Below are 12,517 nucleotides of genomic sequence, written 5' to 3' on the forward strand. Positions count from 1 at the left end.
CAACTCCGAGATCAATGTCTCTCAAAGGAACAGCGCCATGTCAGGACAATCAGCAGCAGGGGAAGTATCTGAGGTGACCGTCAGAGATTCCTGGGTGCCGATGATTGTCATAGCCATGGGGCAGGCACTAATGTCTTTTAACGTGGCAGCCATCCCTGTTTCGATGGGAGGGATGATCGCCAGTTTTCAGACACCACCGACCACAGTGGGAACAGCCATTGTGCTCTATTCTTTGGGTGTTTCCGGCTTCATTATGCTTGGTGCTCGGTTGGGACAGCGGTTTGGATCGAAGATTTTCTTTCAGGCGTCTGTCACTCTATTCCTGGTGGCTATGATCGTGATGGTTTCCAGTCCGACGGCTGAAATCATGCTGGCTGCTCAGGCGATGGCAGGCATGGCAGGTGCCGCACTGGTACCAACGCTGGTCGTGCTGATTGCTGATCATTACCGGGGGGCACAGCAGGCTGAAGCAGTAGGCTGGTTGGGCTCAGCCCGGGCGATCGCTGGTGTTCTGGCGTTTGTGACCGTCGGGTTTGTCGCGACGATCAACTGGAGGCTGGGATTTGGAATTCTGATCCTGCATGCATGTGCAATCCTCTTTCTCAGTCGAAAACTGAAACCTTCCACTCCGCGGCCTGAAGTGAAGATTGATATCTTTGGTGTGCTATTATCAGCCACAGCGATCATCATGATCAGCTTTGGTGTGAATAACATTCGCACATGGGGATTGCTACTGGCAAGTTCTGCAGCTCCTTTTGATATTCTGGGAGTCTCGCCAGCTCTCGTGATGATTACGGTTGGTATCACGATTGGTCTGGGGTTTCTGGCCTGGACATCCCGTCGCGGAAGCCTTGGCCGTACACCTCTCCTCGCTTTGGAAGTGATGGGATCGCCCCGTGAATGGGCAGCCATCTTTGCCCTGTTTGTCATTGTGGGTATGGAAGGCGCTATTAACTTTACAGTCCCACTATACATACAAGTTGTCCAGGGAAGCAGCAGTCTGATGACGTCTATGGCCATGATGCCCTTCATGCTGACGGTCTTCTTTACAGCCATTCTCATCGTCCGGCTCTATCAGAAATTCAGTCCGAGGGTGATTGCACAGGTTGCCTTTACGATCGTTTCGTTGGGGACTGGCTGGCTGGCGTTTGTTGTGCAGAACGACTGGAGTGCTTTTCCTGTGGTTCTGGGACTGATCACTATTGGCCTCGGGCAGGGGGCATTGGTCACGTTATTGTTTAATGTGCTGGTGACATCAGCCCCGAAGTCCATGGCGGCCGATGTCGGGTCATTGCGAGGGGTGACACAGAATCTGGCTGCTGCCGTCGGGACGGCAGTGGCTGGTGCCATGCTCGTCGGGTTGCTCACGTCGGTCATTCAAATCGAGAAAACCGATAATGCCGTGATCTCGGCCGAATTAAAGGATCAGATCAATCTCGGCAATATGAACTTCTTTAGTGATGTCCAGCTTCAAAACCGCTTATCAACCCTTCAGGCAACTCCTGAAGAAATGAAAGAGGCCCTCGTGATCAATGCTTCGGCTCGCACGCGAGCGATTAAAACCGGTTTTCTTATCCTCTCGGGCCTGGCTTTATTGGCGATCTTTCCTTGTGCCTGGTTGCCGGGATATCAGGCAAAATCTTAGCTATGTGATATCAATTGTGCTGAGACTTGAGTTTCACTGTTCAGAATGTGTTCTCGAAAAAACAATCAGTGCCAAAATCGTTCTCGCTGCTCACGAGTCAGTTTTTCATATCGATCGGTATCTTCTGCCAATTGATCAAGAAACCTGATGGCGAGTTCCCAGAACATGCTCTGGCGTTCTTTCTCTGTAAAGAGAACTCTGAGTCGGCGTGAGTAGGATCCAAACATATAGACCTGTGTGTGTCTGGGAACCGCACGGTGATTTGCCAGCAAAGCCATGTGCTCAATTTCCAAAAGCATGAGATGGAATCTTCGTTCCATGGCCTGGTCAGAGAAATCTCTTACCAGTTCTCCGCGTTCGAGAGCCAGAACATTCGTTGCCAGATAGCTATCGCGAGAAAACAGGCGGTCATGTGATTCAATAAAACGTGCCAGATTGGAAATTCGCCTGTTCCGCACCATGACAACAGAATTGAGGATGAATACGAGCAGTGCGGTCAGCGCCGCCATGACTGTCGCATAATCTCGTAAAGTGCTGGAATCCATGTCAACCTTCCCTTGATTTTCGAATTAAGAAGGGTTGTCGATGATGATCCTGTTCACGCTTATCATTACAGGATCAGTTTTCTCTTGATCATATCGCGGTGTCTGTCGAGATGATTATGAGAAACCAGGGCGAATAAAAAGAGCCACGTCGCAGAGGTAGACGCTCGGCGACGTGGCATGAAGATGTCAGACTCAGTTTCGAGATCGCAGGACGAGGGAAGCTCTGGTTATACGGTCTCTCCTCGAAGACTACGTCTTGTTTAAGATTTGCAGGTTATTGGCCTGATGCAGCAGCCAGACCTGCCCGGAGTTTCTCTTCGCTTTCATGCGACAGGCTGGTTTGCAGCAGAGTGCCACCAAACTTTTCGACTTCAGCCAGTACTTTATCAGCCGTCATGTGCCGAATCAGTACGAAGAGGGCTGCACTTCCTGGCTTGAGAGTTTCAGCCAGTTGCTTCATGAAGCCATCGTTAATACCCACATCGGTCAAAGATCCCGACAACGCACCAGCACCAGCACCGACTGCCAGACCGAATAAAGGATTGAGGAAAATCATCCCGACCAGAGTTCCCCAGAATCCACCACTGATGGCACCGGCTGCGGTCAGATCATACATCTGACGCAGCTTGACCTTACCTTGATCGTCACGGACTGCCACCACTGCATCGGCCAGATCAACCAGATATTCCTTCTGCATTTTCAGAAGGGCTAAACGCACTTCTTCAGCTTTCAGTTCGTCGTCGTAGCCAATTACTACTAATGATGCCATTGATGTTCTCCAGGTTTTCAGTCAGTTACTCGGTCAATTCGCCAAAGGCGAATTCATGCCATTGATCATTACTCATCCCGGCGTGGCGTTAAGCCGCTTCTCAGCAGTGTGGAGAGAAGATTTTGAAAAGACAAGCCGCGTGAGCATGATGGATTAAGAATCGTTCACCTTTCAGGGGAAGCGAACTCGTCAATCGATTTCGTCAACGTGTTGTCATTCTTGACTGCACTGCGTGGCAATGGCCAACGCAAGCAGACACCCATCCATGAATTCGTCAAGATTGATAAACTCCTTGATGGTGTGAATCTCATGCTGACCGGCACCCATGGTGACCGTGGGCACGCCATGTTTCACCAGCCAGTTGGCATCCAGACCACCATTCGAGGACTTTGTGATCGGCGACATACCAATCGATTTGGCAGCTTCGATGGCACGCACAACGACCGGGCTGTGATCTTCCAGATGAAACGGAGGATACGCTTTGTGGATTGTAAACTTGAGTGTCGCTCTCTGACCATCGATCGTCGAAACTTCATTCACTGCCTTTTCAAACGCCGCCTGATAAGCCGCAGTGATCCGGGAATTGAATTCCGCGTCATGACTCCGCGCTTCGCCTTTTAAATAGACATAGTCCGTAACGACATTCGTGGCATCACCGGCGGCCAGCCCTTTTTTGCCACCAAAAATCCCAATGTTACTGGTTCCATAGCCGTCAGACTTCTGGATTTTCCCAAACCATCCTTGAGCATGCACATCGGCAATGGCTTTCGAAGCAATCAATGTGGCCGAAATGCCCTGTTCCGGTGCAACTCCAGCGTGTGAAGCCAGGCCAGTGATCTCGACATAGAAGGTTTCCTGGCCGACGGCTCCAGTGACCAATTCAGCCGGTACTTTTCCATCAAAATTGAAACACATCTGGACATCGGACACCGCTTTTGTATCGAGGTAGCGGGCACCTTGAATGCCGCTTTCTTCACGGATCGTAAACAGCAGAGTGATCGGCGGGTGAGGAAGCCGATGCTTTAATAGAGCGGCTACAGTCGAGATCAGAACCGCGCAGCCAGTTCGGTTGTCGCCTCCGAGACCTGTTGATCCATCAGTACAAATCTGGCCCTCTTTAAGAATTGGTTTCGCACCCTGGCAAATGGGAACGGTATCCAGGTGCGTGGAAAACATGATTCGCGGGCCGGGCTTTGTGCCTGGAAGATGGACAAACAGATTGCCAATTTCACAAGGCAGATCAATTCGGCTGTGAGCATCGTCGTTGAACATGCTCGTGGCGGGTACTCCAGCCGCAATCAGTTCTGCCTGGACGGCTTGAGAAATCGCTGTTTCCTGACCACTCAGGCCAGGGACTTCCAGTAATCGCATGAGCAGGTCAATTGTCGATGATCGCTCAATGTAGGCTGATAAACTTGCCATGAATAATCCTTTAATGATTGATGATGTGACTATGAAAGTATGGTTTATCAATAAGTGAAAATAATGTCGTCGAAAGAGGGCTTGAACTGATGGAAAGTTAAATACCCCATGGGATTCCCAGTAAATACCAGGCAATAAACAGAAGTATCCAGCCCGCGAAGATGAACATCACATATGGCAGCATCAAGGAGACAATCGTCCCTACGCCGGCATTCTTGTCGTACTTTTGAGCAAAGCCTACGACCATGGCGAAGTAAACATTCAAGGGCGTAATCATGTTAATCGGCGAATCGGCGATTCGATAAGCAGCGAGAGCTGCTTCGGGATCGACATTCAATTTGACGAGGACAGGAACAAAGATCGGTGCAAAAATCGCCCATTTGGCAATGGCTCCCGTGATCAGAAAATCAAGCAGCCCGACAACGACGATCAATCCCATCAGTAACCAGAATGGGCCGACATTGGCATCCTTGAGCATGTTCGAAAGATTCACCGCGAGGATGGTGCCCATATTGGAATAGTTAAAGTAGGCCACAAACTGGCTGATAATCAGCAGCAGAAAGATTGTTCCGCCCAGACTACTGATTGATTTGCCGACGGCATTGATAACATCATTGGTTTTAGCAATCGTGCCGGCACCGATGCCGTAGGCAATGCCTGTGGCAAGAAACATGACCATAATGACGGCAATCAAGCCGTTCATAAACGGAGAGTTGCCAATGATGGCACCGCTGGCAGGGTCTCGCAGCGGGGCTTCTGCCGGAATGGTGAGCAGTCCAAAAAAAATCAGGACACCCAGCATGGCCCATAACGAGTAGAGGAGCCCTGTAGACTCTTGCGGAGTTAATGAGCCACTCTTTTCTATGGGCTTTTCGCCCGTATAAGCACCCAGCCGTGGTTCAATAATTCGTTCTGTGACTAATGTAATGATGACTGTCAGCAGGGGGACGGAAGCCAGTGAGAACCACAGATTCGCTGTCAATCCAATCGACCGTGAAGGATCCACGAGATGAATGGCATCATTCGTGAACTCCGTCAGGACGGCATCGAGGGGCTTGATCAGCATATTGACAGTAAACGCCCCCGCGACTGCCGCAAAACCCGCAGCCAGGCCAGCGAGTGGATGTCGGCCAATACTGAGAAAAGCAGTACCAGCTAAGGGAATGAGAACTAGATATCCAGCATCAGCACCCACACTGGAAAGAATCCCGACAAAGACCAGGATGTAGGCCAGAATGGCTTTGGGGGAAAGAATGACGAGTTTGCGAATCAGAGCCTGTATCAAGCCCGATTCCTCAGCAACCCCGGCACCCACCATGGCCACGATCATGAGTCCCACAGCGGAAAAACCCATGAAGTTGGGAATCAACTGGGTGTAGATAAAGCGTATGCCGTCACTGGAAAGCAGACTTCGGGCCACCGAGGTTTCTGTTTCAAGTTGATCGGTCTTTTCATTAATAACCTGAAAACTGACCGAAGCGTTTGCCATTTCCATGATGTGCGAAACGACCACGACCACAGCAATCAGCAACAGAAAAATCACGGCGGGATGAGGGACCCGGTTTCCTACGGCTTCAACGATATCGAGCATTCGCTGGAGTAAAGAGGTTTTCTTGGTGCTTTCAGGTGTTGTTTGTGGATTCGAGCCGACTTCACCTGATGGCTGCATGACGACGTTCCGTATCGGTTGTTCTAGATTCGTATGACACACCAAGTCGATAGGTATGAACGGTAAACGAAATTCGCAATGTCTAAAAAGCAGTCAACTTCTGTCGGCTGCTAAGGCGTGACTGAAGCTGCCGGATAAATTGGCAGCAACCAGGGAACCATGGCGACGCTGATGACGAGGACGATCATACTTAGAGGGATACCGACTTTGACAAAATCGCTGAATGAATAATTACCGGGAGTGACCACCAGTGTATTCACAGGTGATGAAACGGGAGTCATGAATGCTGTTGAAGCAGCTAAGGCCACGATCATCGCAAAAGGATACGGCGAGGCTTGCATATCGGCAGCCATGGCTAATGCAACAGGTGCCATCAAGACGGCTGTCGCGGTGTTAGAAATGAACATTCCCAAAATGGCGGTGATCATAAACAGGATCGCCAGCACTCCACGCGGCCCCATACTGCTGGTGACTGTTCGTAAACTTTCAGCTGCCAATTCGACTCCCCCCGTTTCCTGCAGAGCGATCGAGAAGGGGAGCATGCCGACAATCAGGATCAATGTCTTCCAGTCGATGCATTTGTAGGCAGTTTCTATCGTGATGCAGCGGAATAAACCCATTATAAGACAACCGATCAGTGCCGCCAGGACATTAGGAACCACGCCGGAGACCATCAATCCAATCACAATGAGCAGGCTCACCACTGCATAAGGGGCTTTACCCGGTGCTGGCAGCAGATCATGGTATTCCGAAGGATACCTCAATGGAACAATATAATTGCTGTCCTTCGTCAAATGCCGGATGGCTTTCCAGGGGCCGATCAGCAGCAGGGTATCGCCTGCTTTCAGGGTTTCTTCACGCAGTTTTTCAGTGACAGCCGCCTTGCTGCGACGCAAACCAATCGCAGTTAATCCCGAGCGGCTGCGAAATTCACTGGAAACAAGTGATTGTCCGACCAGTTCGGAATCCACAGGAATGATCACTTCGAGCATCCCGATTTCCTGAGCACGATCGGTAAAGTAGAGCCCACTGAGTGGCATGGGTTCGAGGGCGAATTGAGTCTTCAGAGCATCTGAGTCAGCCGGGGGCCCGTAAAAATCGACGAGGAGAACATCCCCTGCATGGAGGATTGTTTTGGCCGTGGGTTGGAGGACGGAGCGTTCGCGTTCAATGGCGACCAGACTGGCACTGGCGGCATTTCTTAAGCCCACTTCCTCAATCGTCTTTCCAACCAGTGGCGATGAGTGACTGATGCGGACTCGCTGTTCCCGTGTGGCCAGTTCATATTGCTCAACCCAACCGGCCAGCGTGGGCTGCCTGGTATCGGCTTTGGAATCAAATGGGTTGGTTGCAGGGAGCCATTTTCTAGCGATGAGCATGTAGCCAATCGCTGCCAGTAGTATAGGGATTCCAAAGGGAGCAAAACTAAAAAATCGAAAGCCAGTGCTGTCGGTCTGATGCTGTTCGGCAAAGCGAATGAGTTCGCTGTTGACTACCAGATTGGGGGCGGTCGCCACCAGGGTCATCATGCCACTGATCAGGGCCGCACAACTCAGTGGCATCATTAACCGGCTGGGTGGAGTTCCCGTGCTTTGGCAGATTCTCAGAACGACAGGAATAAAAATCGCTGTCACGGCTGTGGAACTCATCGTCGATCCTAAGCCACAAACGACCAGCATCAGCAGAACCATCATGCGGGTTTCGCTGCTGCCGGCTTTCGCACTGAGCCAGTCGCCCAGATTTCGAGCAACTCCTGTTCGAACTAAGCCATCTCCAATCACAAACAGTGCGGCAATCAGCACAATGTTAGGGTCAGAAAACCCTCGCAGGGCATCATTGACCGTAATGATTTGTGTGAGGGGAAGCAGTGTCAGCATCAGTAAGGCGACAACATCCATCCGTGGTTTGTCGATGGCAAACATCACGATGGCGGCAATCAACAGCGCTAAAACTATTGCGAGTTCAATCGTCATGGGAGGAGCTCAAAGGATGCGACGAAACTTGTGGACTTGAAGGTGAAGACAGTCTGACTGTGAGACTGCGGACTGAAACAAAAACTGAGGGCTGACACAAAGGTAGTCTTTCCGCCTGTGAATCGAAAGCCGGAGAAGCCAGAGTTCAGCCGATCGAAAATACTTTTGAAATGCTCTTTGATCATTAATGGGTCATCTTCAAGATGATGACTCCACCAATGATCAGCATGACTCCCAGCACTCTGCCAAAAGAGATGGGGTCGCCGTACCAGGCAATTCCGATGGCGAATGTGCCCGCTGCTCCAATGCCTGTCCACACGGCATAAGCTGTCCCAATCGGAATCTGCCTCTGCGCGAGCCACAGCATCCAGCCACTTAAACCCATGAGCAGCACGGCTGTGATCAGCCCCGTCCAGCGAGATTCTGGTGCCTGTGACATTTTCAAACCCACAGGCCAGCCAATTTCCAGTAAGCCAGCCATGATCAAATACAACCAGGCCATTCTTGTTCTCCTGTTCGATTGTGTTGAGACAGTCTGCGCTGATGTTCAAGAAGTGACCGACAAAATCATCGCCAAGGCGAGCTTAACGATCCCGGCGCTGCCTGTCGTGAAAGGGCTCGAGCTTTCAGTTTCGGATGTAGTAGCTGCCGTTCAACAGAGTCAGAGGGGTGAACATCGCTACCGGGATGTTATCCGGAAAACGATGGCGGCCGGTTGTGTGGGTTACTTCGTTCAGATCACAGGTTGCCGATTGATCTAGTTCGGAAGGGACGGCGATTTCCACATCGAATATTTTCCCGATGTTCCCTAACGCGAACCTCTCCAGAAAAGCCGTGTCTGCGGAACGGAACAATTTCACATTTTCTATAGGCATCCCAACACAGTATCAAGAAGCTAGGGAAGGCCCACTCAGTTGGATGTAGCCGAGTGTGCATTGATGCTTCGGGAAGTCAGTCGTGCAAGCCGTTATCTTCATGGGCCTGCAAGCGTCGGGAAAATCTTCCTTCTACAAGGAACGGTTCTTCGCCACGCACGTTCGCATCAGCCTTGATCTTTTGCGGACTCGGAATCGAGAACGCAGACTGATGGCCATGTGTCTGGAGACACAGCAGCCGTTTGTCATCGACAACACGAACCCGACTCGGGATGAGCGAGCGAAGTACATCGACGCTGCAAAGTCGGCCAACTTTTCTGTGGTTGGATACTACTTCCGATCCAAAACGGATGAATGCATGGCTCGAAATCAGCAGCGCAGCGAACCTGTGCCCGATATCGGCATCCTGTCCACAGCCAGGAAGCTGGAACTTCCCGCATTTGGAGAAGGTTTCGACACCCTGAAATATGTGCGACTGACACAAGCTGGTTTCGTCGTCGAGGAGTGGAACCATGAAATTTGATGATCTCGACAACAAGATGAGGGTCTTCGAGACCGCTGCCGACCTGTGCGTGCTGCCCGGCATGTTCATGGTCGCTCGTCTCGATGGTCGGAGCTTCACCCGGTTGACCAAAGATGTCTGCCCGTTTGAGGCTCCCTTCGACGAGCGATTCCGTGACCTGATGGTCTCCACCACGGAGTCGTTGATGAACTGCGGCTTCCGGGTGCTGTACGCTTACACCCAAAGCGATGAGATCTCGCTGCTCTTCGATCTGGAAGAACAACTCTTCGGCAGGAAGCTGCGGAAATACAACTCGCTACTGGCAGGTGAAGCCAGTGCCCAGTTCTCACTGAAGCTGAGGCAACCCGCGTGCTTCGACTGTCGGATTTCCCAGTTGCCTACTTCAGAACTGGTCGTGGACTACTTCCGCTGGCGCAACGAAGACGCCGCTCGCAATGCCTTGAGTGCCTGGTGCTACTGGACGCTTCGCAAGGATGGCCAGAACGAACAGCAGGCCACGAAACGGCTGCTTGGCCTGTCCGTGAGTCAGAAGAACCAGTTGCTGTTCCAGAGCGGCATCAACTTCAATGATCTCCCGAACTGGCAGAAGCGGGGCGTCGGATTTTACTGGGAAGAGTACGATCGGCCTGCCATGAACCCGATTACAAAGGAAAAAGTCACGGCACGTCGGCGCCGGCTTCACACCGACTTCGATCTACCGATGCAAGACGACTACAGCCAATTCGTGCGGTTGATTGTTTCCAAACCTCAAACACCAGGAGCCTGACGATGGGTACTTCCCACGGTGATTTCACCAAATATCCCCGCACGCCCCATCTGTTCGGGTCGAAGGGGACATGGCTCTCCAGAAACCGCAGCGAGTTACCGGTCGTCTGGTTGTACGACATCCGAGGTGAGCTTGGCGTTGACCCGACTAACAATCAGGGACGAGTGGCGCAGGAAGCCCAGGAACGCTGTCGAGAGTTTTTGAGAGCAGGGACATCGTTTGCCTTCAATGCCACAAACACGATGCGACAGACCCGCAGTCGCTGGTTAGATTTGTTTGCCGACTACAACGCCTGTATCGAAATCGTCTACTTAGAACCTGCGTTTGACACGCTATTGCGACAAAATAAAGCTCGAAGCAAGTCTGTTCCTGAGCCTGTGATCCGCAGGCTGGCTGAAAAATGCGAGCCGCCGACGTGGATAGAGTGTCATCGTCTGATACTGCCTACTTGAAACAGGCACGCTCGATTAGAAAGTCAATAATGGATACTGACCACTGGATTACTGCTGTGCTCGCATTGCGTAAAGCTCACAGGATCGTGGTTTTTACGGGAGCTGGGATCTCTTCGGAAAGTGGCATTCCTACATTTCGAGACAATGATGGCTTTTGGCAGCGGTTTCCTCCGGAACGATTTGCTACATGGAAAGGGCTATTGCAGACAGCGCTTACCGATCGGCATTCCGTGGCGCAGTTCATCTTCAACGTGATTGAACCCATCGCCAAATCTGAGCCTAATGCAGGGCATGCTGCTGTGGCCAGTATTCAGCAACGAGTTTCCACGACCGTCGTTACCCAGAACATTGATGGACTGCATCAATCGGCAGGCTCGACATCCGTGCTGGAAATCCATGGATCACTGATGGAAGTGGTCGATGTCACATCGGGAGAGATCGTACAGAAATTGGACAGGAATGATCTCGCACGAATCGCCGACATCGTCCATATGTATGCAAATCATCAGGTATCAGTCATCAGATTCTTGTGGAATCTTCGAAAGCATTATCCATTTGACTGGTTCGGGCGGCATAGACCGAATCTGGTTTTGTTTGGCGATGATCTTCCGGAGCCAGCCTGGGCAAAGGCCTGTCAAGCATCCCGGGAGTGCGATGTGCTGCTGTCAATCGGGACTTCGGGCGCTGTGTACCCAGCCGCTTTGCTTCCCGGCACTGCTGCCGCTTCTGGTGCGACCGTGATTAGTATCGATCCTCAGCCAATGGAAGGCTGTTGGCTGAAGGGCAAAGCGGGTGATCTGCTGCCAAAATTGATCTCAGATGCGTTTGGTTCTAACTGCGAATAAAGCGATTCTCAGAAGTTTAAGATGAGAGGAGAATGTTGTGAAAAGACCATGGAGATCAAATAACGCGTTCTCTTTCTACTCACGGATTCTGACGCTCTCGTCTTTATGCGCGCAGCAACTCGGGATAACAGGATTTGAACCTGCGACCTCTACGTCCCGAACGTAGCGCTCTAGCCAAGCTGAGCTATATCCCGTTTTCTTGGGGGAACTTTCCCGATGCTCGGGAAATTGGACAACCGGATTCGCTTTCAGTTCGGGGCCAGTGAATCGGTCGGGTTCCCACTCCTTAACGATCGTATCGATTCTTTCGGATTCATCAATCGAAAGGGTGGTGTCGATTTTAAGGACAGGGGGGCTGTGCAGTTCTTGGAGAAAACGTGAGTTGCCGGGTGTCCTGGTCTGTCGATGAAATCGTCTGCAGCAGATGTGCAGGGGGCCAGATAATCTGGTGAAGAAGCTGGCCTCCTGATGCTCAGAGGAGTTTTCATGTCGTCATCGAAGATTTCAGAATTCGCCTGCCTGCTGTTGGCAGGATATCTGCTGGCTGCGCCTGAAGTGTTGGCGCAAAGTCCTTACTGGCAATCGGTTCCGAGTGTTTCACAATCAAAGAGTCAGGCTGCGGCGACAGCTACAACTTCAACCAATAAAACGGTTACCGACCAGAAGGCTACTGGAGTTGTGCGCGAACAGGCTCTGCGGCGTGTAGCTCAACAAGCTCAACAACAGGGGCGGACAGGGCTGTTTCCGGCACAGCCAGGCGTGGTTGGTCTAAAGCCGGGAAAGACTGGAAATCCGGCCTGGGATCGCCTGTCGGCTGATCAGAAACAGGTCTATACCGGTGGTTGGGGCATGCAGAACCCGTCGGGTGGACTTTCGACTGTTGTGGACTGGGGCCAGAATGATCGTTTTGGAGCTGGCGGACAGGTTTCGAGAGGGGTTCCCCAGTACCAGCCCAACTGGTCAAATCAGTCGCAGCCCGTGATGGCCAGATCTTTGAATTCATCAAACGCTTATTACAGCAATGGCGTTCCGC

12 protein-coding genes and 1 tRNA gene (1 of these 13 only partly in view) are annotated in these 12,517 nt (G+C 51.6%); 6 read left to right on the plus strand and 7 right to left on the minus strand.

All coding sequences use genetic code 11. The features are described 5' to 3' along the window. Positions 1-37 precede the first annotated feature (37 nt). The gene (locus PLIM_RS07800; protein ID WP_013109768.1) at positions 38-1,645 is read left to right on the plus strand and encodes an MFS transporter; all 1,608 of its coding nucleotides are present in this window, start codon (positions 38-40) and stop codon (positions 1,643-1,645) included. A gap of 65 nt (positions 1,646-1,710) precedes the next feature. Here the strand turns inward: PLIM_RS07800 and PLIM_RS07805 are convergent, their stop codons facing one another. The 6 genes from PLIM_RS07805 to PLIM_RS07835 form a co-directional block, all read right to left on the minus strand. Beyond that, complete coding sequence (locus tag PLIM_RS07805) at positions 1,711-2,190, minus strand: hypothetical protein (protein WP_013109769.1); 480 nt, start codon at positions 2,188-2,190, stop codon at positions 1,711-1,713. 274 nt (positions 2,191-2,464) lie between these two features. Further along, on the minus strand, positions 2,465-2,959 hold the full coding sequence (locus tag PLIM_RS07810) for a DUF1269 domain-containing protein (protein ID WP_013109770.1): 495 nt from the start codon (positions 2,957-2,959) through the stop codon (positions 2,465-2,467). 213 nt (positions 2,960-3,172) lie between these two features. Next, entirely contained in the window at positions 3,173-4,381 is a 1,209-nt protein-coding gene (locus PLIM_RS07815; RefSeq protein WP_013109771.1) for a M20/M25/M40 family metallo-hydrolase, read from the minus strand. Between the two features lie 97 nt (positions 4,382-4,478). After that, complete coding sequence (locus PLIM_RS07820; protein WP_013109772.1) at positions 4,479-6,050, minus strand: AbgT family transporter; 1,572 nt, start codon at positions 6,048-6,050, stop codon at positions 4,479-4,481. A 110-nt stretch (positions 6,051-6,160) separates the two neighbouring features. Further along, entirely contained in the window at positions 6,161-8,023 is a 1,863-nt protein-coding gene (locus tag PLIM_RS07825; RefSeq protein ID WP_013109773.1) for an SLC13 family permease, read from the minus strand. A gap of 184 nt (positions 8,024-8,207) precedes the next feature. Then, positions 8,208-8,525, minus strand: a complete 318-nt coding sequence (locus PLIM_RS07835) for a DMT family transporter (RefSeq protein WP_013109774.1) — start codon at positions 8,523-8,525, stop codon at positions 8,208-8,210. 455 nt (positions 8,526-8,980) lie between these two features. On the opposite strand from PLIM_RS07835, the gene PLIM_RS07845 reads away from it, so the two are divergent. Genes PLIM_RS07845 through PLIM_RS07860 form a run of 4 tightly spaced genes read left to right on the plus strand, consistent with a single transcriptional unit; the run spans position 8,981 to position 11,484 of the window. Next, positions 8,981-9,421 (plus strand): AAA family ATPase, encoded by a 441-nt coding sequence (locus PLIM_RS07845; protein WP_013109776.1) that lies wholly within the window; start codon positions 8,981-8,983, stop codon positions 9,419-9,421. After that, entirely contained in the window at positions 9,411-10,187 is a 777-nt protein-coding gene (locus PLIM_RS07850; RefSeq protein WP_013109777.1) for a tRNA(His) guanylyltransferase Thg1 family protein, read from the plus strand. Before PLIM_RS07845 ends, PLIM_RS07850 begins: the two co-directional genes overlap by 11 nt. 2 nt (positions 10,188-10,189) lie before the next feature. Next, positions 10,190-10,639 (plus strand): AAA family ATPase, encoded by a 450-nt coding sequence (locus tag PLIM_RS07855; protein WP_013109778.1) that lies wholly within the window; start codon positions 10,190-10,192, stop codon positions 10,637-10,639. Between the two features lie 29 nt (positions 10,640-10,668). After that, the gene (locus tag PLIM_RS07860; protein ID WP_041401376.1) at positions 10,669-11,484 is read left to right on the plus strand and encodes an SIR2 family NAD-dependent protein deacylase; all 816 of its coding nucleotides are present in this window, start codon (positions 10,669-10,671) and stop codon (positions 11,482-11,484) included. A gap of 119 nt (positions 11,485-11,603) precedes the next feature. On the opposite strand, the gene PLIM_RS07865 is transcribed toward PLIM_RS07860, so the two are convergent. After that, positions 11,604-11,678 (minus strand) — tRNA-Pro (locus PLIM_RS07865). 292 nt (positions 11,679-11,970) lie between these two features. Between PLIM_RS07865 and PLIM_RS07870 the strand changes: the two genes are divergently transcribed. Next, positions 11,971-12,517 carry the 5' portion of a hypothetical protein gene (locus tag PLIM_RS07870; protein ID WP_013109781.1) on the plus strand. Its footprint extends 122 nt past the window's final position, so 547 of the gene's 669 nt are visible here — the first part of the coding sequence; it begins with the start codon at positions 11,971-11,973; its stop codon lies beyond the right edge, outside the window.

Source organism: Planctopirus limnophila DSM 3776, from assembly GCF_000092105.1.
Lineage (GTDB): Bacteria > Planctomycetota > Planctomycetia > Planctomycetales > Planctomycetaceae > Planctopirus > Planctopirus limnophila.